General features: G+C 70.9%; 22 protein-coding genes. 13 read left to right on the top strand and 9 right to left on the bottom strand.

Annotated elements, in window-relative coordinates; translation table 11 throughout:
- The first annotated feature begins 8 nt into the window (after positions 1–8).
- Positions 9–203, top strand: coding sequence for an SCO4848 family membrane protein (locus ACBR40_RS27720; protein WP_344216939.1), 195 nt, complete (start codon positions 9–11; stop codon positions 201–203).
- Here ACBR40_RS27720 and ACBR40_RS27725 read toward each other — a convergent pair.
- Positions 190–1,542 (bottom strand): peptide ligase PGM1-related protein, encoded by a 1,353-nt coding sequence (locus ACBR40_RS27725; protein WP_344216941.1) that lies wholly within the window; start codon positions 1,540–1,542, stop codon positions 190–192. The two genes, ACBR40_RS27720 and ACBR40_RS27725, sit on opposite strands and share 14 nt — an antisense overlap.
- 542 nt (positions 1,543–2,084) lie before the next feature.
- Between ACBR40_RS27725 and ACBR40_RS27730 the strand changes: the two genes are divergently transcribed.
- Positions 2,085–3,311: a M20 family metallopeptidase gene (locus ACBR40_RS27730; protein ID WP_364461646.1), complete on the top strand. Its 1,227-nt coding sequence runs from the start codon at positions 2,085–2,087 to the stop codon at positions 3,309–3,311.
- Here ACBR40_RS27730 and ACBR40_RS27735 read toward each other — a convergent pair.
- Complete coding sequence (locus ACBR40_RS27735) at positions 3,292–5,175, bottom strand: Xaa-Pro dipeptidyl-peptidase (protein ID WP_371250665.1); 1,884 nt, start codon at positions 5,173–5,175, stop codon at positions 3,292–3,294. The genes ACBR40_RS27730 and ACBR40_RS27735 overlap by 20 nt on opposite strands.
- A gap of 260 nt (positions 5,176–5,435) precedes the next feature.
- On the opposite strand from ACBR40_RS27735, the gene ACBR40_RS27740 reads away from it, so the two are divergent.
- The 6 genes from ACBR40_RS27740 (at position 5,436) to ACBR40_RS27765 (ending at position 12,300) form a co-directional block, all read left to right on the top strand.
- Positions 5,436–6,506 carry a BMP family ABC transporter substrate-binding protein gene (locus tag ACBR40_RS27740; protein ID WP_364461652.1) on the top strand — a complete coding sequence of 357 codons (1,071 nt, stop codon included), beginning with the start codon at positions 5,436–5,438 and terminating at the stop codon, positions 6,504–6,506.
- 83 nt (positions 6,507–6,589) lie between these two features.
- A complete protein-coding gene (locus tag ACBR40_RS27745; protein WP_344216949.1) occupies positions 6,590–8,200 on the top strand; it encodes an ABC transporter ATP-binding protein in 1,611 nt (536 codons plus the stop codon).
- Positions 8,200–9,345 (top strand): ABC transporter permease, encoded by a 1,146-nt coding sequence (locus ACBR40_RS27750; RefSeq protein ID WP_344216951.1) that lies wholly within the window; start codon positions 8,200–8,202, stop codon positions 9,343–9,345. Before ACBR40_RS27745 ends, ACBR40_RS27750 begins: the two co-directional genes overlap by 1 nt.
- Positions 9,342–10,622, top strand: a complete 1,281-nt coding sequence (locus ACBR40_RS27755) for an ABC transporter permease (protein ID WP_344216953.1) — start codon at positions 9,342–9,344, stop codon at positions 10,620–10,622. The genes ACBR40_RS27750 and ACBR40_RS27755 overlap by 4 nt, the downstream gene beginning before the upstream one ends.
- Positions 10,619–11,020: a cytidine deaminase gene (locus ACBR40_RS27760; RefSeq protein WP_091090459.1), complete on the top strand. Its 402-nt coding sequence runs from the start codon at positions 10,619–10,621 to the stop codon at positions 11,018–11,020. Before ACBR40_RS27755 ends, ACBR40_RS27760 begins: the two co-directional genes overlap by 4 nt.
- Positions 11,020–12,300, top strand: coding sequence for a thymidine phosphorylase (locus tag ACBR40_RS27765; protein ID WP_371250666.1), 1,281 nt, complete (start codon positions 11,020–11,022; stop codon positions 12,298–12,300). The genes ACBR40_RS27760 and ACBR40_RS27765 overlap by 1 nt, the downstream gene beginning before the upstream one ends.
- A 19-nt stretch (positions 12,301–12,319) precedes the next feature.
- Here ACBR40_RS27765 and ACBR40_RS27770 read toward each other — a convergent pair whose 3' ends face one another.
- Positions 12,320–12,718 carry a MarR family winged helix-turn-helix transcriptional regulator gene (locus ACBR40_RS27770; protein WP_371250667.1) on the bottom strand — a complete coding sequence of 133 codons (399 nt, stop codon included), beginning with the start codon at positions 12,716–12,718 and terminating at the stop codon, positions 12,320–12,322.
- A gap of 206 nt (positions 12,719–12,924) precedes the next feature.
- On the opposite strand from ACBR40_RS27770, the gene ACBR40_RS27775 reads away from it, so the two are divergent.
- The 4 genes from ACBR40_RS27775 to ACBR40_RS27790 are packed head-to-tail and all read left to right on the top strand — an operon-like array spanning position 12,925 to position 15,669.
- The gene (locus ACBR40_RS27775; RefSeq protein ID WP_371250668.1) at positions 12,925–13,596 is read left to right on the top strand and encodes a hypothetical protein; all 672 of its coding nucleotides are present in this window, start codon (positions 12,925–12,927) and stop codon (positions 13,594–13,596) included.
- 4 nt (positions 13,597–13,600) lie between these two features.
- Positions 13,601–13,951: a cupin domain-containing protein gene (locus ACBR40_RS27780; protein WP_371250669.1), complete on the top strand. Its 351-nt coding sequence runs from the start codon at positions 13,601–13,603 to the stop codon at positions 13,949–13,951.
- Between the two features lie 24 nt (positions 13,952–13,975).
- Positions 13,976–15,049 (top strand): adenosine deaminase, encoded by a 1,074-nt coding sequence (locus tag ACBR40_RS27785; RefSeq protein ID WP_344216963.1) that lies wholly within the window; start codon positions 13,976–13,978, stop codon positions 15,047–15,049.
- The gene (locus ACBR40_RS27790; RefSeq protein WP_364461673.1) at positions 15,046–15,669 is read left to right on the top strand and encodes a hypothetical protein; all 624 of its coding nucleotides are present in this window, start codon (positions 15,046–15,048) and stop codon (positions 15,667–15,669) included. Before ACBR40_RS27785 ends, ACBR40_RS27790 begins: the two co-directional genes overlap by 4 nt.
- A 332-nt stretch (positions 15,670–16,001) precedes the next feature.
- Here the strand turns inward: ACBR40_RS27790 and ACBR40_RS27795 are convergent, their stop codons facing one another.
- From ACBR40_RS27795 to ACBR40_RS27815, 5 genes are all read right to left on the bottom strand, one after another.
- Positions 16,002–17,405 (bottom strand): ATP-binding protein, encoded by a 1,404-nt coding sequence (locus ACBR40_RS27795; protein ID WP_371250670.1) that lies wholly within the window; start codon positions 17,403–17,405, stop codon positions 16,002–16,004.
- Positions 17,406–17,532: 127 nt separating this feature from the next.
- Positions 17,533–19,161, bottom strand: a complete 1,629-nt coding sequence (locus ACBR40_RS27800) for a phospho-sugar mutase (protein WP_371250671.1) — start codon at positions 19,159–19,161, stop codon at positions 17,533–17,535.
- Positions 19,158–19,961: a purine-nucleoside phosphorylase gene (locus ACBR40_RS27805; protein WP_371250672.1), complete on the bottom strand. Its 804-nt coding sequence runs from the start codon at positions 19,959–19,961 to the stop codon at positions 19,158–19,160. Before ACBR40_RS27805 ends, ACBR40_RS27800 begins: the two co-directional genes overlap by 4 nt.
- 3 nt (positions 19,962–19,964) lie before the next feature.
- A complete protein-coding gene (locus ACBR40_RS27810; RefSeq protein WP_371250673.1) occupies positions 19,965–21,287 on the bottom strand; it encodes a M20/M25/M40 family metallo-hydrolase in 1,323 nt (440 codons plus the stop codon).
- Entirely contained in the window at positions 21,284–22,264 is a 981-nt protein-coding gene (locus ACBR40_RS27815; RefSeq protein WP_344216980.1) for an Lrp/AsnC family transcriptional regulator, read from the bottom strand. The genes ACBR40_RS27810 and ACBR40_RS27815 overlap by 4 nt, the downstream gene beginning before the upstream one ends.
- 109 nt (positions 22,265–22,373) lie before the next feature.
- Here ACBR40_RS27815 and ACBR40_RS27820 point away from each other — a divergent pair, with 109 nt between their 5' ends.
- Positions 22,374–23,678 carry an MFS transporter gene (locus ACBR40_RS27820; RefSeq protein WP_371250674.1) on the top strand — a complete coding sequence of 435 codons (1,305 nt, stop codon included), beginning with the start codon at positions 22,374–22,376 and terminating at the stop codon, positions 23,676–23,678.
- Positions 23,679–23,682: 4 nt separating this feature from the next.
- On the opposite strand, the gene ACBR40_RS27825 is transcribed toward ACBR40_RS27820, so the two are convergent.
- Positions 23,683–24,129, bottom strand: a complete 447-nt coding sequence (locus tag ACBR40_RS27825) for a gamma-glutamylcyclotransferase (RefSeq protein WP_329585090.1) — start codon at positions 24,127–24,129, stop codon at positions 23,683–23,685.
- Between the last annotated feature and the right edge of the window lie 70 nt (positions 24,130–24,199).

Raw genomic sequence — 24,199 nt, forward strand, 5'->3', positions numbered from 1 at the left:
AGATGGTCATGTCACGAAAGATCGCCGCGTTCCTCGTCGCTCTGGGCGCGTTCATGATCTTTGAATGGATCAACCTCGGCTTCAACCTGGCCGACGGTCACCCCACCGCCTTCTACGTGGTCCACGGCATCCTGATCGCGGTCAACATCGTGCTCGGCCTGGTCCTGATGTTCCTCGGGGTCCGCGCGCTCAGAGTGCGCTGAGGAGGCGCCGGGTGAGCGCGTGCAGCTCGTCCGCCTCCTGTCTGGAGTCGCCGATCGAGGTGAAGCCCAGCTTGCCGTGCTCGGGGATCGCGCCGAGCAGGTGGAAGACGTTGCCGGTGCGGCGTTCGTGGTCGAAGCCGAGACCGAGGCGCTCGGCCGTCCGCATGACCTCGCGGGGCGTGCGGCCGCGCAGGCAGCCGGCGGCGTAGTTGTCGGTCGCGGTGTAGAACTTCGGCTGGCCGCCGGCCATGAGCAGGCCGGTGCCGGGGTCGTAGACGGCGCCGGTGGTCAGCGTGACGGCGCCGTACGGGTGCGTGGTGCCGCCGATGCGCAGGTTGATCTCGCACAGCAGCGCCGCGTAGCCGGCGTCGGCCTTGAGCGCGAAGAAGTCCATGCCGAACACGCCCACCACGCCGCGCTCGGCGAGGACCCGCGCGATGCGCCCGGCGGACGCGTCCACCTCGGCGCGGTACTCGGGGGCGGCGGGGAACGTGCAGCCCTGGTAGACCTGGCCGCTGTCGCCGCCGAGCACCTGGTCGTGCGTGGCCAGCACGCGGGCGTGGCCGCCCGGCGAGATGGCCGCGAGGGCGCTCGGGTAGTAGAGCGGCCGGTGCTCGATGTACTCCTCCACCACCGCGCCCCGGTCCCTGATCTTGGCGGAGAACGCCTCCCAGGTCTCGTCGCCGGCCGAGAAGTCGATCCGCGACCGGTCGGACTTGGTGACGATGGCGTTGCCCAGCCCCGAGTAGGCGTCGTTGAGCTTGATGATCACCCGCTCGCCCGGCAGGGCCTCGACGGCCTCCTCGATCTCCAGCGGCGTCCGCAGGTCGCCGAAGCCGCGCGCCATGGGCACGCCGGCCTCGTGGCCGATCTCGCGGGCGCCGCTCTTGGAGCCGTAGTAGGCGTACGAGGTGGCCGGTCCGTAGATGGGGACGTTGAGTGACGAGGCGAGCTCCTCCTCCAGCTCGCTCAGCACGAACGGCACCAGCCAGGCGTCGCCGTCGATCTCCGCCCGCAGCTGCTCCAGCACGTCGGGACGGCCGAGCAGGGTCCTGGTCAGCGGCTGGGACCAGGGGTCGTCGAGCGTGATCAGCGTGAGGCGCTTGGCGGCGTCGTCAGGATCGGGCAGGAACGAGAAGTAGTAGTCGATGATGCCGGGATCGATGGGCGCGGAGGAGAGGTAGACCACCTTTACCCCGGGTTCCCGGAGCGTCAGCAGGAGGAAGAGCAAACGCTCCTCGTAGGACCTGGCCGCCTTGATGCGGCGGAGCTCGTCCTGGGGAAGGGAGAGCGAGGGTACGACCACCAGGGTCCCCTCACTCGGCTCGAAGATGCTCAACCCAGCATACTTCTCCCCGAACGGGATAGTAGTGATCATATTGCGAGTGAAACACCGATTCACCCCAAAAACAGCCAGCCGCGAAGTGTGATGACCATGACAGAAGGTGACAGGATTCGGAATCACGCACCACGTTTGGAAGTAGCGACGACGGGTCACCATCTACTGATCCCTTGTGACTATTTCCGGACCAGGCGGAACATCACGTAAGGTGACAAGCAGGGGTTACGGACCTGCAGTCGGCTAACTTTTGGTGTATCTGTCGGCGCGGAGCCGCGGACGAGCGATAGAGTCGAGACCATCGCCACCGGGCTCACGGCCGACCGCTGTGCTCCCTGGCTGCACAGCGGCAGCGCGACCGACGCACGCAAGCCCATGCCGACGATCTCACGCACCCGAACCAGCGGGTGTTTTTTGATTCGCCGAGTCGGCCGCTCGACCGGGGGGCGGCCCCACGGCGGGATGACGAGTACGACAGCGCACTAGCCGCGCCGGCTTCAGTTGATTCCAGGGCGCGCGGCATTGGGACGGAGTGGTGACATATGCGGGGACGTGAGCTGCGAGGCGAACTCGACGCGTTCCTGGCCGAGAGTGAGCAGGATCTCGTGGCGTTCCGCCGCGACCTCCACATGCACCCCGAGCTGGCCTTCGCCGAATATCGCACGACACAGCGCATCGTCGAGCGGCTCACCGCCGCCGGGCTGAGCCCGCGGGTGCTGCCCAAGGGCACCGGCCTGATCTGCGACGTCGGCAGCGGCGACGGCCCCACGATCGCCCTGCGCGCCGACATCGACGCGCTGCCGCTGCAGGACGAGAAGGACGTGCCCTACCGCTCCACCGTGCCGGGGGTCTGCCACGCCTGCGGCCACGACGTGCACACGACCGTGCTGCTCGGCACCTCGCTCTTCCTCGCCCAGCAGGCCGCGGCGGGCCTCCTGCCCGGCCGGGTCCGGCTGATCTTCCAGCCGGCCGAGGAGGCCCCCGGCGGCGCCCTTGAGGTCATGGCGCACGGCGGCATCAGCGGCGTGGACCGCATCTTCGGCCTGCACTGCGACCCGCGGGTGGACGTCGGCCAGCTCGGCCTGCGCGTGGGCCCGATCACCTCCGCCTGTGACCGCCTGACCGTCCGGGTCTCCGGCCCCGGCGGGCACACCGCCCGCCCCCACCTGACCGCCGACCTCGTCTTCGCGCTGGCCAAGATCCTCACCGAGCTGCCCGCCGCGCTGTCGCGCCGGGTCGACCCGCGCTCCTCGCTCAGCCTCGTCTGGGGCCGCGTCGAGGCCGGCTCGGCCGCCAACGCGATCCCCGACGACGGCGTGGCCGAGGGCACCGTGCGCTGCCTCGACGAGGAGGCCTGGCACGCCGCCCCCGACCTGATCAAGTCGCTGCTGGAGTCGGTCGCGAGCGCCTACGGCATCGAGGCCACCATGGACTACACCCGCGGCGTGCCGCCGGTCGTCAACGACGAGGTCAGCGTCGAGATGCTGGGCGAGGCCGCCGAGCGCGTGCTGGGCGCGGGCGCGGTCGTCCCGACCCAGCAGTCGCTCGGCGGCGAGGACTTCGCCTGGTATCTCGAGTCGGTCCCCGGCGCGTTCGCCCGCCTCGGCACCCGCTCGCCCGACGGCGTCACCTACGACATCCACCAGGGCACGTTCGACGTGGACGAGCAGGCGATCGCCATGGGCGTGCGCGTCATGGCCGCCACCGCGTTCACCGCCCTGTGGGAGGTCGGGCCGCTCGACTCGACGGTCACCAGCGCGCTGGCGTGACCACCGGCAGTTTCAGCGCCGACCGGCCGGGCGCGACCGTGAACGTCGTGCCCGGCGGGTAGCGCAGGGTGTAGTCGTAGTCGGTGGAGATGATCACCAGGCCCAGCCGGTGGCCCTTCTTGAACACATGATCCGTGGGCTGGAAGTCCCAGGTGAAGTCGTACTCCTTGCCCGCACGCAGCGGTTGCGTGCGGTCCGCGCGGACGCGGTTGCGCACGTCCAGCCAGCCCCGGGTGACGATCTTGTACGGGGTCGTGGCCGTGCCGAGCGTCCGCAGCGCGGTGCAGCCGGTGTCGCCCGGCACGCCCTGCCCGTAACAGAGCGTCTCGCCCGTCGGCACCAGCGTGCCGTTGGCCCGGACGTCGGAGCCGTAATCGACGAGCAGCGCCGTCAGGTACGGCGATGAGCCGTCCTTCACCGAGGCCCGCACCGACACCGTCGGCGTCCCGGAGATCCGCACGTCGGCCGGCAGCTCACCGGTCGTGTACGCGAGCCGGTTCGGATCCGCGCCGGTGGCCTCGACGAGCTGCTCGGCCGTCCTCGTCTTCTGGTCGGTGAACGTCTCGCGCGGCGACAGCGGCCGCGGCAGCAGGCCCAGGTGCCCGCCGGAGCCCAGGTGGAGCGGGACGGCCGCGGCGCCGGGCAGCGGCCACGAGGCGTGCCGCCCCCACTGGCCGGGGCCGATCTCGACGTCGGCCTGAGGCTCGCGCATGATGCCCGAGTCGATGCCGTGCAGCCAGTAGTCGAACCAGCCGTGGAGCTGGCGCAGCCACTCGGCGGTGCGCAGCGAGAACGGGTTCATGTGCGTGCCCTGGTGCAGCCAGATCTTGCGCGGCACGTGCCGCTTGGCCAGGGCGTACCACCACTGGGCGAACTGCTTGGTCTTGACGTTCCAGTCGTTCAGCCCGTGCACGACGAAGACGCTGGCCTTGACCTTGTTCACGTCGTCGAGGTAGTTGCGGGCGTCCCAGAGCGGGCTGTAGTCGCCGGTGATCCGGTCCTGGCCCGTGGTGATGGAGTCGATCAGCGCGCCGCACGCCTCCTGGCCGTTCTGCCTGGTCAGGACGTATTTGGCGAGCACGTCCAGGTCCTCGCCCTGGAAGCCGCCGGGGGCCACGACGCCGCCGTTGGCGCGGTAGTAGTCGTACCAGCTGGAGATCGCGGCGATCGGGACGATCGTCTTCAGCCCCTCGACGCCGGTCGCGGCGACGGCGTTGGGCAGGGTGCCGTTGTAGGAGACGCCGATCATGCCGACCTTGCCGGTGGACCAGGTGGCCGCGACCGGGTTGCCGTCGGCGTCGAAGCCGCGGGCGCGTCCGTTGAGCCAGTCGATCGCGGCCTTCGGCCCTGCGGTCTCGTTGCGGTCGCCGGAGGTCGGGCAGCCGGTGGCCCGGCCGCTGCCGAGGTTCTCCACCAGGGCGATGGCGTAGCCGCGGGGCAGGAAGTAGTTGTCGTAGTAGCCGGCGAAGGGCTCGGCGGCGAGCTTGCTCGACAGCGACCTGAGCGTGGGGAGCGGGTTGCCGTTCTCGTCCACGTCCACGGTGTGGTTGGCGACGTCGTTGCCGCCCGCGTAGTACGGGCTGGCCTCCATGATGACCGGGACCTTGAGCCCGGCGTCGGTCTCCTTGGGACGCAGGATGTCCACGGCGACCCGGTCGGGGGCGCCGTCGTTGTCGCTGTCGGTGCCGGCGACCTCGACGTACACGGTCTGCTTGACGGCGTCGGCCCGGGAGAAGACCGGCTGGGTCGCGTTGTTCTCGACCTTGATCGTGGGGGTGTCTGCTGCTGCGGCGGGGGTGGTGCCGGTCAGAGCCGCGACGAGGAGCGCGGCGAGCGGCACGGCCAGTGCCTTACGGGAGGGCATGCTTGGAATCTCCGCCAAGATCGGCCGTCAAGCAAGAGGTGATTCCCACCCCAAAGTTGGGCAAAACATCACAGCCCCGCTAGCGTGTTCGCTGGCGCGGACCTCAGGTCACGGTCGCGCTTGATGTCGATAACGGAGCGGTTGCGACCCTGTGCGCCGGTTTGGTCTGCCCTGGTCAAGCAACTATCTTCCGTGCAGGTGCCGTACGTTTATTCGCGCCTGCGATGAACCCGACGGCGGGGAAATGGAAGGGAGTCGCCTTGCTCGGCAAGCGATTCAACAGGATGGCGCTCGGCTCCGTGGCCGGCGTCATGCTCATGGCAGCGGCCGCCTGCGGCGGCGACAGCGGGGGAACCACGGCCAGCGAGGCGCCGAGCAGCGCCGGCGCCTCCAGCGAGGCGGCGAAGGGCGCGCTCAAGGTCGGCCTGGCCTTCGACATTGGCGGGCGCGGTGACAAGTCCTTCAACGACGCGGCGTACGCGGGCCTGGAGAAGGCCAAGACGGAGCTCGGCGCCGAGATCAAGGAGCTGAGCCCCGCGGCCGACGGCTCCAACCGCGGCGACCTGCTGCGTCAGCTCGCCGACGCGGGCTACAACCCGATCATCGGCGTGGGCTTCGCCTACGGCGATGACATCAAGAAGACGGCCGAGGAATACCCGGACATCCAGTTCGCGGTCGTCGACTCCGCCTCCAACGGGCCCAACGTGACCGGCCTGCTGTTCGCCGAGGAGCAGGGCTCCTACCTGGCGGGCGTCGCGGCCGCGCTCAAGTCGAAGGAAGGCCACGTCGGCTTCGTCGGCGGCGTCGAGAACGACCTGATCAAGAAGTTCCAGGCAGGCTTCGAGGCGGGTGTGAAGTCGGTCAAGGCGGACGCCAAGATCGATGTCACGTACATCAGCCCCGACGGCGACTTCTCCGGCTTCAAGGCCCCCGACAAGGGCAAGATCGCGGCCGAGAAGATGTACCAGGACGGCGCGGACATCGTCTACCACGCCTCCGGCGACTCCGGCCTCGGCGTGTTCCAGGCGGCGGCCGCGGCCAAGAAGAAGGCCATCGGCGTCGACTCCGACCAGCGCCAGACGGTCAAGGAGACCGACCTCCAGAGCGTCATCATGACCTCGATGCTGAAGCGCGTCGACGTCGGCGTCTTCGAGTTCATCAAGGCCATCCAGGGCGGCGCCAAGGGCGGCACCGACACCGTCTACGACCTGAAGGTCGACGGCGTGGGCCTCTCCACCACCGGTGGCGAGATCGACGACATCAAGGACAAGCTCGACGCTGCCAAGAAGGACATCGTCGACGGCAAGATCACGGTTCCGGCCAAGCCGTAACCCTGGGCAGGACCGACATCGAGGGCCCGGAGTCAGCTTCGGGCCCTCTCGTCTACCTCCGCCCTGCTCCTAGGAGAGGCGAAATGAGTGCTGACACCCTGGCCACGGCGCGACCCGCCGTAGAGCTGGAGGGCATCACCAAGCGTTTCCCCGGTGTCGTCGCCAACCATGACATCCGCATCACCGTCGCACCCGGGACGGTGCACGCCATCGTGGGCGAGAACGGCGCGGGCAAGTCCACCCTGATGAAGATCCTCTACGGCATGCAGAAGCCGGACGAGGGCACCATCAAGGTGAACGGCGAGGAAGTGAGCTTCCGCTCGCCGAGCGACGCCATCGCCGTCGGCATCGGCATGGTGCACCAGCACTTCATGCTGGCCGACAACCTCACCGTGCTGGAGAACATCGTTCTCGGCGCCGAACCCACCCGGGCCGGGCTGCTCGACACGGGCAGGGCCCGCGCCCGCATCGCGGAGCTGGCCGAGACGCACGGCCTGCGCGTCGACCCCGACCGGCTCGTGGAGGACCTCGGCGTCGGCGACCGCCAGCGGGTCGAGATCCTCAAGGTGCTCTACCGGGGCGCCCGCATCCTCATCCTCGACGAGCCGACGGCCGTCCTGGTGCCCCAGGAGGTCGAGGAGCTCTTCCAGAACCTGCGCGAGCTCAAGGCCGAGGGCCTGACCGTCATCTTCATCTCCCACAAGCTCGACGAGGTGCTCGGCATCGCCGACGCGATCACCGTGATCAGGCGCGGCACCACCGTCGCCGCCATGCCCCGCGCCGAGGTGACCAGCGCCCGCCAGCTCGCCGAGCTGATGGTCGGCAGCGAGCTGCCCACCCCCGAGACCCGCGAGTCCACCGTGACCGACCGGACGGCGTTCCGGGTCGCGCACCTCACGGTGGAGGCCGACGGCCACCACCCCGCGCCCAAGAGCGTCCCGGCGAAGGAGTACGTCGCCACGCTGCGCGCCGACGGCACGCGGCTGCTGCTGGACGACGTGTCGTTCGACATCCACGAGGGCGAGATCCTCGGCATCGCCGGCGTCGAGGGCAACGGCCAGTCCGAGCTGATCGAAGCCATCATGGGCATCCGCGCCGCGCACGGCACGATCACGCTCGGCGAGCACGACGTCAGCTCCTGGCCGACGCTGCGCCGCCGCGAGGCCGGCATCGGCTACATCCCCGAGGACCGCCATCGCCAGGGACTGCTCCTGGAGGCCTCGCTCTGGGAGAACCGGGTGCTCGGCCACCAGACCAGGAAGCCCGCAAGGAAGGGCATCTGGATCGACCGGCGCGCCGCCAGGAACGACACCGAGCGCATCGTCAAGGACTACGACGTCCGCACCCCGGGCGTCGAGACCCTGGCGCTCGCGCTGTCCGGCGGCAACCAGCAGAAGCTCATCGTCGGCCGCGAGATGAGCGGCGAGCCCAAGTTCCTCATCGCCGCGCACCCCACGCGCGGTGTGGACGTCGGCGCGCAGGCCGCCATCTGGGACCACCTCCGCAACGCCCGCGCCGCCGGCCTCGCCGTGCTGCTGATCTCCGCCGACCTCGACGAGCTGATCGGCCTGTCCGACACCATCCGGGTCATCTACCGCGGGCGCCTCGTGGCCACGCTCGACCCGTCCGACATCACGCCCGAGCGGCTGGGCGGCTACATGACCGGCGCCATCGCCGGCACTGAGGAGACGTGATGCCCGCGGGGCTCAACCGGGCGCTGCTCACCGTGACCGGCGTCGTCATCGCGATCGTGCTGGCCATCGCGATCTCCAGCGTGGCGATCCTCGCGGCGGGCGCCAGCCCGCTGGACGCCTTCGCCGCCTTCTTCGACTTCGGCGACGTCGGGCGGGCCCAGTCGAACGGCATCGCGACCTTCATCAACCGGGCGGTGCCGCTGTTCATCGCCGGGCTGGCCGTGGCCGTCGGCTTCCGCATGAACCTCTTCAACATCGGCGTGGAGGGCCAGTACCGGCTCGCCGCGATCGTCGCGGCCTACGTGGGCTCCACGTTCACCGCGCCCGCGCCGATCCAGATCGCGGTGATCATCATCGTGGCGGCGGCCACCGGCGGCCTCTACGCGCTCATCCCGGCGGTCATGAAGGTGACCAGGGGCGTGAACGAGGTCATCGCCACGATCATGCTCAACTACATCGCCATCAACCTGACGTCGTACCTGGTGCGCGGGCCGTTCGCGGGCGAGCGCGCGGCGGGGCAGCTCACCACGACCACTCCGGAGCTGCCGGAGTCGGCCATGTTCCCGAACCTCAACGTCCTCTTCGACTGGTTCGGGCTGGTCGCGCCCACCCGTGGCGGCGGTCTCCAGGGCTTCCTGCTGGTGGCGATCGTGCTCGGCGTGATCGTCTGGATCGTGCTGGAGCGCACCCGCTTCGGCTTCGACGTCAAGGCCAGCGGGCTCAACGGCCCGGCGGCGCTCGCCTCCGGCGTCAACCCCAAGAAGATGATCATCGCGGCGATGGTCATGTCCGGCGGCATCGCCGGGCTCATCGGCCTGCCCGAGATCCTCGGGGACAAGGGCGCGTTCAACTCCAACTTCACCGCGGGCCTCGGCTTCCTCGGCATCGCCGTGGCGCTGCTCGGCCGCAACAAGCCGGTCGGCATCGCGTTCGCCGCGCTGCTGTTCGCCTTCCTCGACCGGGCGCAGGGCTCGCTGCAGTTCGCCGGGGTGCCGGCGTCGGTGGTCACCATCATCCAGGCGGTGACCGTGCTGCTGGTCGTGATCGCCAACGAGGTCACGAAGCGGCTGGCGCTGCGCATGGAGGAGCGCCGGGCGGCGCAGCAGCTCGGCAGGGACAAGGATCCGGTTGAGGTGACCGCATGACCAGGGTACGCAAATACCACCTGACGCTCATCGGCGTCGCCGCGCTCCTGGTGGTGGTGTCGCTGGTGCGGGTCATCACCGGTTACGAGGACATCACCTCGTCCGGCATGTTCTCCGCGGCCCTGCTGCTGGCCGTGCCCATCGGCCTCGCCGGGCTCGGCGGCCTCTGGGCCGAACGGGCCGGCGTGGTGAACATCGGTCTCGAAGGCATGATGGTGCTGGGCACCTGGTTCGCCGGCTGGGCGGGCTATCAGTGGGGCCCGTGGGCCGCGCTCGTGGCCGGTCTGCTGGCCGGCGCGATCGGCGGGCTCATCCACGCCGTCGCCACCATCTCCTTCGGCGTCGACCACATCATCAGCGGCGTCGCCATCAACCTGCTCGGCCCCGGCGTCACCCGCTTCCTGTCCGAAGTGCTCTACAAGGAGGGCACTCCGGCCTCGGTCGCCGGCGCGGGCATCACCACCTCGCCGCCGATGAGCTCGCCGCCGCCCACGCCGAGCCTGCCGCTGCTGTCGGACGGGCCCGACCTGCTCGGCAAGCTGGAGAGCACGCACTGGTTCCTGCTGTCCGACCTCGCCGGCCTGCTGCGCGGTCTGACGCACGAGGTCAACCTGCTGGTCGTGCTGGCGGTGCTGCTGCTGCCGCTGACGTACTTCGTGCTCTGGCACACCGCCTTCGGCCTGCGGCTGCGCTCGGCGGGGGAGAACCCGTGGGCGGCCGAGTCGCTGGGCGTCAACGTCTACCGGATCAAGTACGTCGCGGTCGTCATCTCCGGCGCGTTCGCCGGACTCGGCGGCGTGTTCCTGGTCTTCTTCGCCAACAAGTACGTCGAGGGCCAGACGCAGGGGCGCGGCTTCATCGGCCTGGCCACCATGATCTTCGGCAACTGGCGTCCCGGCGGCCTCGCGGCCGGCGCGGCGCTGTTCGGCTACGCCGACGGCCTGCAGCTGCGCAGCAAGGAGGCCGTGGTCTCCTTCTTCCTGTTCGGGGCGGTGCTGCTGCTCGCCTACCTGGTGATCCAGATCCGCCGCCTGACCGCGCCGGACCGGCCCGCCGACCTGGCCGCCGGCGCCTCCCGGCAGTATGTACGGATGGCGTTCGCCGCCCTCGGTATGATCGTGCTGTTCTGGCTCTGGCTGACCGTCGAGCGGCTTCCGAACGAGTTCGTCTACATCACACCACACGTGCTCACGCTGCTCGTGCTGCTGGTGGCTTCGCAACGGCTGCGGATGCCCAAGGCCGACGGCGTGCGTTACCGCCGGGGGGAACAGCATTGAGCGAGCACATCCAATGGGAGCCGCTGCGTGAGGCCGCGGCCGAGGCCATGCGGTACGCGTACGCGCCCTACTCGAAGTTCCCGGTGGGGGCGGCCGCCCTCGTCGACGACGGACGGGTCGTCACCGGGTGCAACGTCGAGAACGCCTCCTACGGCGTCGGCCTGTGCGCCGAGTGCGGGCTCGTGTCGGAGCTGCAGCGCACCGGCGGCGGCCGGCTCGTGGCCTTCACCTGCGTGGACGGCCACGGCGAGCTGCTGATGCCGTGCGGGCGCTGCCGTCAGCTCCTCTACGAGTTCGGCGGCGACGACCTGCTGGTCGAGACCGTCGACGGTCCCAAGACGATGACGGAGATCCTGCCGTACGCGTTCGGGCCGCAGGACCTCAGCCGGAGCTCCTGATGGACGCCATCGAGGTCATCCGCGCCAAGCGCGACCGCGGCGAGCTGACCACGGCCCAGATCGACTGGGTGATCGCCGCCTACACGCGCGGTGACGTGGCCGACGAGCAGATGTCCGCGCTGGCCATGGCCGTCCTGCTCAACGGCATGAACCGGCGCGAGATCGCCGACTGGACGCAGGCCATGATCCGCTCGGGCGAGCGGATGGACTGGTCGGCGCTGGACCGGCCGACCGCCGACAAGCACTCGACCGGCGGCGTCGGTGACAAGATCACGCTGCCGCTGGCGCCGCTCGTGGCGGCCTGCGGGGCGTACGTGCCGCAGCTGTCCGGGCGCGGCCTCGGTCACACCGGCGGCACGCTCGACAAGCTGGAGGCCATCCCCGGCTGGCGGGCCTCGCTCTCGAATGACGAGATGCTGGACGTGCTGCGCACGGCGGGCGCCGTCGTGTGCGCGGCCGGCTCGGGCCTGGCCCCCGCCGACAAGAAGCTGTACGCGCTCCGCGACGTCACCGGCACCGTCGAGTCCATCCCGCTCATCGCCTCGTCGATCATGTCGAAGAAGATCGCCGAGGGCACGGGCTCGCTGGTCCTCGACGTCAAGGTGGGCTCCGGGGCGTTCATGAAGGACGTCACGACCGCCCGCGAGCTGGCCGAGACCATGGTCGCGCTCGGCACCGACGCGGGGGTCCGCACGGTCGCCCTGCTGACCGCCATGGACCGGCCGCTCGGGCGGGCCGTGGGCAACGCGCTGGAGGTCGAGGAGTCCGTCGAGGTCCTGGCCGGCGGCGGGCCCGAGGACGTGGTGGAGCTGACCGTGCGGCTGGCGCGGGAGATGCTGGAGGCCGCCGGGGTGTCCGGGGCCAAGGACCCGGCGAAGGCGCTCCAGGACGGCTCGGCCATGGACGCCTGGCGGCGGATGATCACCGCCCAGGGCGGCGACCCGGACGCCGCGCTGCCGCGCGCCGCCGAGACCCTGACCGTGGAGGCGCCCGGCTCCGGGGTGCTGAGCCGGCTGGACGCGTACGCGGTGGGCCTGGCCGCCTGGCGGCTCGGCGCCGGACGGGCCCGCAAGGAGGACCCGGTGTCGTTCGGCGCGGGCGTCACCCTGCACGCCAAGCCCGGCGACCCGGTGCGGGCCGGTCAGCCGCTGCTGACCCTGCACGCCGACGAGGCGTCCCGCTTCGAGCGCGCCCTTGAGGCGCTGGACGGCGGCTACGCGGTGAGCGCCGCCGCCGCGGACCACCTGCCCCTGGTCATCGACCGGGTCACCGCCGCGTAGCCCGTCCCCGGCCTCCCGGTCAGCGGGCCAGGCCGGGGAGGACGGGCACCTCGGCGAAGATCTCCCGGAGGACGGCGCGCTGCGTCGGCAGCGCCTCGGCGTGGCGCGTGCGTCCTTCCTGCGTGATGCACACGAAGACGCCGCGCCGGTCGGAGCTGCAGGCGTCGCGCGAGACCAGCGCGGCCTTCTCCAGCCGCGCGACCACCCGCGAGAGCGCGCTCTGGCTCAGGTGCACCTCGTCGCAGAGCTCCTGCAGCCGGAGCTTGCGGTCATGGTGGACGATCCGGTCGAGCACCTCGAACTCGCTCGGCCCCAGGCCGTGCCGATCGCCCAGCTCGCGTTCCAGCGCGCACATGGCCTTGGCGTGTGTCGCCAGGACGTAACGCCAGGTGCCGACCACGACTTCTTCGTCGTCCATGTCGCGGAGAGTACCATTCGGCCAAACCTCATGCAATGGCATCTAATGCGTGTGCAATAGATGCACGCACAAGTGATCATTCTGTGCGTCGGCGTCCGGGCAAGGCCGCATATCTGCTGATTTTGGCGGTCGGACGGGGCCGGAAAAACGCCCTTCCATCAGGGGAAACGCTGCTTGCGGTGGCGCGCGGTGGGCATTTACCGGGCATGCGACCGTCTTCCCCGTCCGGCGTCCGGCCGTCGCCCTTCCGCGTCGCCGTCCAGCTCGCCGGCATCGCCGCGCTCGCCGTGCTCACCGCGTGCGGCCCGGCGACCCAGACCGCCCTCTCCGGCGGCCCGCCCGCCTCCCGGTCCTCGTCGGAAGACCCGCGGGAGGACTCGCCGGAGGACCCGTCCGAGGACGCGGACCGGGGCCCGTCGGGCGGTTCCACGGACTCCGGCGGCAGCACCTCGACCAGCACCAGCGAGGTGGACGTCGAGCGCGACGACATGGACCCGGCCATCGTGACCTCCGTCCGCTACGCCGCCCACGACACCTACGACCGGGTCGTCATCGACCTCGACGGCGACGTGCCCGGCTACAACGTCAAGTGGGTGGACGAGTTCGTGCAGGACGGCTCCGGCCGCCGGATCGACGTGCGCGGCGGCGCCTACCTGCAGATCACGCTCTTCCCCGCGCACGCGCACGACGAGAACGGCGTGCCCACGTGGAAGGGCGGCCCGGTCTACCCGGCCGACCTCGGCAACCTCACGGACGTCGTACGCACCGGCGACTTCGAGGGCCGCGTCGGCGTCGGCCTGGTGCTGGCCAGACAGGCGGCCTTCCAGATCGAGGAGCAGGGCGGGCCGAACCGGCTGGTGCTCGACGTGGCACACTGACCCCGTGGTGAGAAAGATCGAGGGCCCGGCCCGCATCCCCGTTCCTGGCGGAAAGCTCATCAACGAGCACATCGGCCGCGTCAACAGCGGCGACGAGGCGGTCTCCATCGCCCACATGACCGCCCCGCCCGGCTGGGAGGAGCCGCCGCAGACGCCGTCGTTCACCGAGTACACCCTCGTCCTGCGCGGGTCGGTGATCGTCGAGCACGACGGCGGCCGTACGGAGGTCGCGGCCGGGCAGTCGGTGGTCACCGAGCCGGGCGAGCGGGTCCGCTACAGCGCCGGCCCCGAAGGGGCGGAATACGTCGCCGTGTGCCTGCCCGCGTTCTCGCCCGACAGCGCTGGCCGCGACTGACGCCGCTGGTCATATCATGGCCTGATGAGTCCTCAGCTTGACGACATCCGGCGGGCTCCCAAGGTGCTGCTGCACGATCACCTCGACGGCGGGCTCCGCGCCGAGACGATCGTCGAGCTGGCCAGGGAGTGCGGCTACGACCGGCTGCCCACGACCGATTCCGACCAGCTCCGGCAGTGGTTCGAGGAGGCCGCGGACTCGGGCTCGCTCGAACGCTACCTGGAGACGTTCGACCACACGGTGGCCGTCATGCAGACGCGCGAGTCGCTGGAGCGGGTCGCCGCCGAGTGCGCCGAGGACCTCGCCGCCGACGGCGTCGTCTACGCCGAGGTGCGCTTCGCGCCCGAGCAGCACACCAGCATGGGGCTGAGCCTCGACCAGGTGGTGGAGGCGGTGCTGGAGGGCTTCGCGCGGGGCTCGGCCGGCCGGGGCATCCGGGTCGGCACGCTGCTGACCGCCATGCGCCACCAGGCCAGGTCCATGGAGATCGCCGAGCTGGCCGTGCGCTACCGCGACGTGGGCGTGGTGGGCTTCGACATCGCCGGGGCCGAGGCCGGCTACCCGCCCACCCGGCACCTCGACGCCTTCGAATACCTCCAGCGGGAGAACGCCCACTTCACCATCCACGCCGGCGAGGCGTTCGGGCTGCCGTCGATCTGGCAGGCCATCCAGTGGTGCGGCGCCGACCGGCTCGGCCACGGCGTGCGCATCATCGACGACATCGCGGTCGGCGACGACGGCGGCGCCAAGCTCGGGCGGCTGGCGGCCTACGTCCGCGACAAGCGCATCCCGCTGGAGATGTGCCCCACGTCCAACCTGCAGACCGGGGCCGCCGCGTCCATCGCCGAGCACCCGATCGGGCTGCTGCGGCGGCTGCACTTCCGGGTCACGGTCAACACCGACAACCGGCTGATGAGCCGCACCAGCCTGTCGCTGGAGTTCGCCAAGCTGGTGGAGGCGTTCGGCTACGGCTGGGACGACCTGCAGTGGTTCACGGTCAACGCCATGAAGTCGGCGTTCCTGCCGTTCGACGAGCGGCTGGCGCTCATCAACGGGCGCATCAAGCCCGGGTTCGCCCAGCTCAAGTGGCAGCCGTGAAGCAGACCTACCGGTCCAGGTCCGCGTTCGTGATGGCGTGGCTCTGGCTGGCGTTCGTCGCCTTCAACGTCTACGACCTGATCAACAAGTACACCGGCAAGGCGTCGATGGTGGCGCTCGCCGTGCTGGCCGTGCTGACGGTCGTCGTCTACGTCGTCGCGCTGCGGCCCGCGACCGTGCTCACCGAGCACGAGCTGGTGGGCCGCAACCCGCTGCGTACGATCCGGGTGCCCTGGGCGGCGATCGACGACGTCACCGTGTCCCACGCCATCAGCGTGCACCACGGTGACGGTGACGGTGGCGTGCTGCGCCTGTGGACGCCGATGAGCAGCGCCAGGGAGCGGGCCAAGGCCCAGCGGCGCGGCATGCCGAGCCAGGGGCGGCGGGGCCGGTTCGCGACCGAGCCGACGGTGAGCCGGGCCGAGCAGGCGGCGCAGGAGGCGCTGGCCGGCCGGACGCACGCCGACTGGGTGGGCGACCAGATCCGCGAGCGCGCCGAGGCGGCCCGGCGCCGCACCGGCGAGCAGCCGGTCGAGGTCCGCACCACGTGGGCCTACGACGCCATCGCGGCGGCGGCCGCCGCCCTGGCTCTGGTGATCGCCGCGATCGTCGTCCCCTGACCGCCGTTGACCAGGCCCTGGCCCGCTGAAGGGGTGGCCCGCGCGGTGAGCGTGGCGCACGTACGACCCCGGCCGGGGGGCCGCTGCGCGCCTGGCTGTTCCACCTGGCCACCAACGTCTGCCTGGACACGCTGCGCGGCCCCCAGCGCCGGGCTCGGACCATGGACCTGGCTCCGGCCGCCGCCTCCGTCAACAGCGCCCTGCAACGGGCCCGCGCCACGCTGCCCCCGCACCTCGCCGGGGACAGGCCGTCAACCGGCCCGCCCCCGCCGCGTGGGCGCCCGTCTGCTGCCGACGCGCGCCTCATCTGACCCCGCGGCATGGCCGGGGTGCTACCGCCAGGCGTCCACCAGCTCCTCGGGTGCCACGTGGCGCACCCCGGCCACCTCGCACCCGGCGCGCGAGACGGCGTACAGCGGCGTGGAGGCGTCGGCCCCCGGCATCTTGGACCGGTGGACCACCAGCTCGCTGAAGTCGTGCTGGTCGAACGGCCGGTTCTCCAGCCACTTCACCGACCCCACCATCGTGACCACCTTGGCCACCGGCTCCCGGTCGGCCCCCACGAGGTCGATCTCGGGGTCGTTGGTCCTGGTCCAGTACCCGCCGATCGCCGCGGTCCGCTCGGGCAGCCCGTCCATGCGCCGCAGCGACTCCCGGATGAACGGCTCCACGGCCATGCCGCGCCAGGCCGTCCACGAGCGCTCGATCCGCCGCATCACGAGATCGCCCCGGCCGCGGGAGATCTCCGCCATGCCTGGCTCGACGAAGGACAGCCAGAACCGCAGATGCGGGTCCGCGACGTGGTAGCGACGCTCCTTGGAAGGGCGGACGGACAGCGGCACCTCCGCCGAGATCATGCGCTTGTCCATGAGGATGTGCAGGCCACGGGTCACCGACGTCCCGGCCATGCCTCCTGAGGCCTTGAGCATCGACGAGTAGGTGCGCTGGCCTGAGCCGATGGCCTTCATCAGCGCTCTCGCCTGTGCCTCCGACGGGAACTCCGCCGCCATCGCGCGCTCGCCGCTGACGATCAGGGCCGAGGTGGGGTCGGACACGACGGAGCCGAGGAAGTCCCGGACCGTGGCACCGGCCGGCCATTCGTCGAGGATCATCGGCAGTCCGCCGGTGACGAGGTAGGCGTCGATGGCTTCGGCGGGCGGCAGCCGCAGCTTCTCGGCCACGTCCGCGGGCGTGAGCGGATCGACCACCATCTCCGAGGCTCGCATGTAGAACGGGCGGTCGTACTGGTTGACGGCCTCCATGACGGACAGGTCGGAACCGATCAGAATGAGCAGCATGGGGCGGCGCGAGAACTCGCGATCGAAGAGGCGCTGGAGTCTGCCCTCCAGATGGGGATCCCCTTCGATCATGTAAGGCAGCTCGTCGAGGACCACGATGCTCGGCGCGTCCTGCGGCACGGCCTGAGCCAGGAGCCGGAGGGCACTGTCCCATGAGGTGGGGGTCACCTCGGCGAACAACGCGGCGTCAGGCAGGTCCGAGGCCGCGGCGTCAGCGACGAAACGCTCGAGCTGGTCGCCGATCGGTTCTTTGGCCGCGGTGAAGAAGAGACTGGGCACGCCGCTGCGGCGGATGAACTCCTCCGCGAGCCGCGATTTCCCGACGCGCCTCCGGCCGCGCATGAGGATCGCGCGGCCGGGCCGGTCGCCTGCTCCCACCCTGCCGAAGTAACGACCGAGCGCGGCCAGCTCGCGGTCGCGCCCGATGAACCCGTCCACTGGCTCTCCCATCTTGGTACGACCATTTCTGGTTGTACCACTCCTGGAACAACCAGTGATGGTTGTTCCAGGAGATCAGATGTTACTGGTCCCGTCAGCGCGGCCACCTTGGCCAACGGCTTCCGGACTACAGGCCCAGGGCGGTGGTGAGGTCGGTTTTCAGAGTGGTCAGTGAGTGGGTAGCGGTGGTGCGGGCGTCCTCGGGGGTGGTGGTCACCGGGACGACGACCTCCAGGTAGCACTTCAGCTTGGGCTCGGTGCCCGACGGCCGGACCACCACGCGGGCGTCACCCTCCAGCCGGTAGCGCAGGCCGTCCGTGGGCGGCAGGCCGCCCGCGCCCTCCGCCAGGTCGTCCGCGGCGAGGACCTTGCGCCCGCCCAGCTCCGCCGGAGGGTGGTCGCGCAGCCGGGCCATCGCGCCGGCGATCTGGGAGAGCTCGGCGACGCGGAAGGAGAGCTGCGTCGTGGCGTGCAGGCCGTAGCGGCGGGCCTGGTCGTCCAGCAGGTCGAGCAGGGTGCGGCCGTCGCGCTTGGCGGCGGCGGCGATGGCCGCCACGGTCAGGGCCGCCCCGATGCCGTCCTTGTCGTGGACCGGCAGCCCGGCGTCGGAGCCCACGCTGTAGCCGATGGCCTCCTCGTAGCCGAACACCAGGCCGGGACCGGCCTTGATGATCCACTTGAAGCCGGTCAGCGTCTCGCCGTACCGGACGCCGTGCGCGGCCGCGATCTTGCCGAGCAGGGTCGAGGAGACGATCGTGGTGGCCACCATGCGGTCGCCGGTGGTGTGCGTGATGACGTGCTCGGCCAGCAGCCCGCCGACCTCGTCGCCGGTCAGCATGCGGCAGCCGCCGCCGGGCAGCGGCACGCCGACCGCGCACCGGTCGGCGTCGGGGTCGTTGGCCAGCACCAGGTCGGCGCCCGTCGCGGCGGCCAGGGCGACGGCGAGGTCCATCGCGCCCGGCTCCTCCGGGTTGGGGAAGGCGACGGTCGGGAAGTCGGGGTCGGGGTCGCGCTGCTCCTCGACCGACATCGGCGAGGGGAAGCCGGCGGCCAGGAACGCCCCCGTGAGCGTGGCCGCGCCCACCCCGTGCAGCGGCGTGTACGCCACCCGCAGGTCGCGGGCGTCGCCCAGCGGCAGCGCCGTGATGGCGTCGAGGTAGTCGTCCACGATGCCCTCGCCCAGCTCGGTCAGCGTGCCGGGGGCGCCGAGCGGGAGCTGGTCCACCGGGCCGACCGCGTCGATGGCCGCCGAGATGCGGCTGTCGATCGGCGGCACGATCTGCGAGCCGTCGCCCCAGTAGACCTTGTAGCCGTTGTCGCGCGGCGGGTTGTGGCTGGCCGTCACCGTCACCCCGGCGTCGGCCCCCAGGTGGCGGACGGCGAAGGCGAGGACGGGCGTCGGCAGCGGGCAGGGCAGCAGGGTGGCGTGCAGCCCCGCGCCGGTCAGCACGGCGGCGGTGTCGCGGGCGAACACGTCGGACTTGTGCCGGGCGTCGTAGCCGATGACGACGTGCTTGCCGGGCCCGAGCACCGCGGCGAGCCCGGCGGCGGCGCGCATGACGGTGACGCGGTTCATCCGGTTGGGCCCGGCGCCCAGCTCGCCGCGCAGCCCCGCGGTGCCGAACTCCAGCTTGGCGCCGAAGCGGTCCTGCAGCTCGTCGAGGTATTCGCGCTCGATCAGCGTGCCCAGCTCGGCCCGCGTGTCGGGGTCGGGGTCCTGCGCCAGCCAGGCGAGCGCCCGCTCGATCAGGTTCACAGCTTGTCCACCACCTTGGCCAGCAGCACGCCCATGCGGGCGGCGGTGGCCCGGCCGACCTCCAGGACCTCCTCGTGGTTCAGCGGCTCGCCCGCCAGGCCCGCGCCCGGGTTGGTGACGAGGGAGACGCCGAGCACTTCCAGGTTGGCCTCGCGGGCGGCGATGGCCTCAAGCACGGTGGACATGCCGACCATGTCCCCGCCGAGGGCGCGCAGCATGCGGATCTCGGCGGGCGTTTCGTACGTCGGCCCGCGGAAGGCGACGTAGACGCCGTCGGCGAGGGTCGGGTCCACCTCGCGGACCAGGGCGCGCAGGCGGGCGGAGTAGACCTCGGTGAGGTCGATGAAGGTCGTGCCGGTGATCGGGTTGGCGCCGGTGAGGTTGATGTGGTCGCTGATCAGGACGGGGTCGCCGACGTTCTGCGTCTCGGGACGCAGGCCGCCCGCGGCGTTGGTGAGCACGAGCGTGCGGACGCCGGCCGCCGCGGCGGTGCGTACGCCGTGCACGACGGCGTCCACGCCGAGGCCCTCGTAGAGGTGCGTGCGCCCGAGGAAGACCAGGGCGTGCCGCCCGGCGGCGGTGCGCACGACGCGGATCTTGCCGCCGTGCCCGGCCACCGCCGGAGCCCGGAACCCGGGCAGGTCCGTGAACGGGACCTCGCTCACCGTCTCACCGATCGCGTCGGCGGCGGGCACCCACCCCGACCCCATGACGAGCGCCACGTCGAAGGTGTCGAGGCCGGTCGCGGCGTGCAGCGCCGCGGCGGCCTCACTGGCCAGGGTGTATGCGTCTTTGCTCACATCTCAGTAGTTTAGGAGCAGCCTGTCCAGCACCCGAACGCCGAACTGCAGCGCCTCGACCGGCACCCGCTCGTCCACGCCGTGGAACATCGCCGCGAAGTCCATCCCGGCGGGCAGGCGCAGCGGCACGAACCCGAACCCGCGCACCTCCAGGTCGGCGAAGAACGTCTTGTTGTCCGTGCCGCCCGACATGCAGTAGGGGATCGCCCGCGCCGTCGGGTCCTCGGCCTTCAGCGCCGCGATCATCGACTCCACCAGCGCCCCGTCGAACGAGGTCTCCAGCGCGATGTCGTGGTGGATGAACTCGCGCCGCACCTTCGGCCCGAGGAGGTTGTCGATCGTCTTGAAGAAGTCCTCCTCGAAGCCGGGCAGGAAGCGCCCGTCGATTACCGCGCTGGCCTGTCCGGGGATGACGTTGGACTTGTAGCCGGCGGTGAGCTGGGTGGGGTTCGTGGTGTTGCGGAGCGTGGCGCCCACGAAGCGCACCAGCGGCCCGATCTTGTCCAGCACCGGCTGGGGGTCGTCCTCGTCGAACGGGATCCCGAAGGCGTCCGCCACCTCGGTGAGGAAGGTGCGCACGGTCGGTGTGTACGTGAGCGGCCAGTCGTGCTCACCGATCCGGGCCACCGCGCGGGCGACCTCGGTGACCGCGTTGTCGCCGTTGAGCATCGAGCCGTGCCCGGCGGTGCCGTCGGCGATCAGCTTCATCCAGGCCAGGCCCTTCTGGGCGGTCTCGATGAGGTAGAGCCGCAGCGACGGGTCCACCTCCAGCGAGTAGCCGCCGACCTCGCTGATCGCCTCGGTGACGCCCTCGAACAGCTCGGGGTGGTGGGCCGTGAGGTGTTTGGCGCCGTAGACGCCGCCGGCCTCCTCGTCGGCCACCCAGGCGAAGACGAGGTCGCGGCGGGGCCGCCGGCCCTCGCGCTTGAGCTGGCGCAGCACGGCCAGCATCATCGCGTCCATGTCCTTCATGTCCACCGCGCCGCGGCCCCAGATGTAGCCGTCGCGCACCTCACCGGCGAACGGGTCCACCGACCAGTCGGCGGCGTTGGCCGGCACCACGTCCAGGTGGCCGTGCACGAGCAGCGCGGGCAGCGACGGGTCGGTGCCCTCCACACGGGTGACGACGTTGCCGCGGCCCGGCTCGCTCTCCACGTAGGTGGCCTCGATGCCCACCTCGGCCAGCCGCGCCATGACGACCTCGGCAGCGGCCCGCTCGCCGGGGCCGCTGCCGTCCCCGTAGTTGCTGCTGTCCACGCGGATCAGCTCCACGCAGAGGTCGGCGACCTCCTTCTCGGCGGGCGTCAGGGACTCGGCTGATGTCATGTCGTCTTCTCCAGGGTGAGCAGTCCGGACTTGCGGAGGTGACCGCGCTTGTAGGCGCGGGTGATCAGGGTCAGGTCGCTGTCGGCGATCTCGTCGTACGAGCCGACGACGCCGGTCATGAAACGGTAGAGGTCGGCCTCGTGGGCGGTGACCACCTGGACGATGAGGGAGTGGGTGCCCGAGGTGGCGGCACAGTAGCGCACGTTGGGATGCGCGGCCAGCCGCTGTCCGACCAGGTCCAGCGCGTACGGCCGGACCTTGAGCCACAGCATGGCCTCCACCTCCAGCCCGAGCAGCGCGGGCTCGACCTCGGCGCGGGGCAGCAGCAGCCGCCGCTCCAGCAGGGAGGAGAGCCGGCGGCGGGCGGTCGGCACGGACACGTCGAGGCGTTCGGCGACGGCGGTGAAGGCGATGCGGCCGTCGGCGGTCAGCAGCTCGGCGATCTCCTGCTCCAGAGGTGTCAGCCGTTCGACGTCGGGCAGTGCGTCCGGGGGCGGCGGCGGGCTCAGCTCGGCGACCTCCTCCTCGGTCAGGTAGGGCGCGTGCCACTCGGCGACGGTGCGGAAGGTGTGGAGGACGACCTGCGTCTGTGTCTGCAGCACTCCGCCGACGGCGCTGATCTCGGTGGACAGGGTGCGGTGCAGGGCCTCACGCGACGGCGAGACCAGCTCGCAGCCGAGGTCGGCCGCGCCGGTCAGGGCATAGACCGAGCGCGTGTCGGGCCGGTCGGCCAGCGCCTCGGCGACCTTGGGCGCGCTGCCCGGCTGTACGTGGACGTGCAGGTGCGCGGGCCGCCCGTGCCCGGTGCGGAAGTCGTCGTAGATGGCCGTGACCCGGACCACGCCCTCGGCGATGAGGCGCTGGAGGCGGCGCGCGACCGTGCGCTCGTGCTCGCCGACGACGCGGGCGATCTCGCCCCACGAGGCGCGCGGGCTCACCTGAAGGGCGGCGACCAGGCGCCGGTCGAGAACGTCCACCCGCAACCCTCTCCATGTCGGGAAAGTAAAAGAATAGCGAGATAATTGACGGATTAGCGCTTACCCCTGCACAGTAAGCCATCATCCACCCCTCAGCAAAGGAGCCTCCGTGGCGACACCCCCTCTGTCGCAATCACCGCTCGGCATCCCCAAGAGCAGGGCCCGTCAGCTCATGGCGGCGAGCATCGGCAACGTCGTCGAGTGGTACGACTGGTACGCCTACACGTTCCTGGCGATCTACTTCTCCTCCCAGGTCTTCCCCAGCGACACGGCCAACAGCCTGGTGCCGCTCCTCAGCTCGTTCGCGGTCTTCGCGGTCGGGTTCTTCATGCGCCCGCTCGGCGGCCTGCTGGTCGGCGCGTTCGCCGACCGCTACGGCCGCAAGTCCGCCATGACGTTCACCATCGTGCTGATGGGCGCGGGCTCGCTGCTGGTCGGCCTGACCCCGACGTACGAGGCCGTCGGCGTGCTCGCGCCGATCATCCTGACCCTCGCCAGGCTGGTGCAGGGCCTGTCGGTGGGCGGCGAGTTCGCGGCCGCGACCACGTTCCTGGTGGAGTCGGCCCCGCCCGGCCGGCGCGGCCTGTTCTCCAGCTTCCAGTACGTGAGCACCACCATCGGCCAGCTCCTCGCCTCCGGCCTGGCCGCGCTGCTGGCCACGGCCCTCGCCGAGAGCGACATGAGCTCCTACGGCTGGCGCATCCCGTTCGTCGTGGGCGCCGTGCTCAGCCTCGTGGGCCTGTGGATCCGCAAGGGCGCCGACGAGACCTCGGCCGTGGCCGAGGACATCAGGCGGGGCGGGACCGAGCGGCCCAAGCTGTTCGACTTCCTCAAGCACCACCCGCGCTCGGCGGCCACCATCGTCGGCATCACGGTCGCCGGCACCGTGGCGTACTACACCTGGACCAGCTTCCTGCCGACCTACGCGCAGATCACCGTCGGCTTCGACAAGGCGGACTCGCTCCAGATCGGCACCATCTCGCTGGTCTTCTTCATGATCCTGCAGCCGCTCCTCGGCATGCTGTCGGACCGGATCGGGCGGCGGCCGATGCTGATCGCGTTCGGGCTCGGGTTCCTGGTGCTGCCGGTGCCGCTGCTCGGGCTGCTCACAGCGTCGTACGGCAGCCTGCTGGCCGTGCAGCTCATCGGCATGGTGTTCCTCGGCTGCTTCACCTCGATCTCGGCCGCGGTCAACAGCGAGCTCTTCCCGACGCGGGTGCGGGCGGCGGGGGCCGGGTTCCCGTACTCGCTGACCGTGGCGCTCTTCGGCGGCACCGCGCCGCTCATCGGCACCGCGCTGCAGGAGGCCGGCAACCCCGGCCTCTTCCCGTGGTACATGTCGGCGCTGGCGCTGATCTCCACCCTGGTCTACGTCTTCGTGCTGCGCGAGACCAAGGACCAGCCGCTGAGCTGAGGCCTCAGAACGAGGTGCAGGGGCGCTCCCGCAGCTCCTTGACGTAGTCGTCGGGAGCGCCCGCCCGCTCGGCCGCCTCCGCCAGGCTGCCGAGATAGCGGGCCGAGGGCAGGCCGCCCTCGTAGCCGTCGAGCACGTAGAACCAGGCGAGCACGTCGCCGTCGAGCGTCTGGACCCGCAGCCGCACCTTGTGGTAGGCGCCGCGGACCGCGCCCTCCCACTGGTCGAGCGAGGTCTCCTCCCACTCGGGCACGTCGTAGAGCACGACGAACACGTGCTCGTCGGGGTCCTCGACGATCGTGGCGAGCGCTCCGCCCCAGGCCGGGTCGTGCCCGCCGAAGGTCAGCCGCCAGCCCGGCAACCAGCCGACACCCCGGATCGGGGAGTGCGGGGCGCGCATGGCCATCTGCTCTGGATCGAGGTTGCTGCCGTAGGCGGCGTACACAGGCACAGCAGCCAAGACTAGCGCTTGGAGGGCCGACCCGTTCGATGTCACGCCGGAGCATGGGCGAGAATGGACA

It is taken from the genome of Nonomuraea sp. AD125B (assembly GCF_041402765.1).
GTDB lineage: Bacteria > Actinomycetota > Actinomycetes > Streptosporangiales > Streptosporangiaceae > Nonomuraea > Nonomuraea bangladeshensis.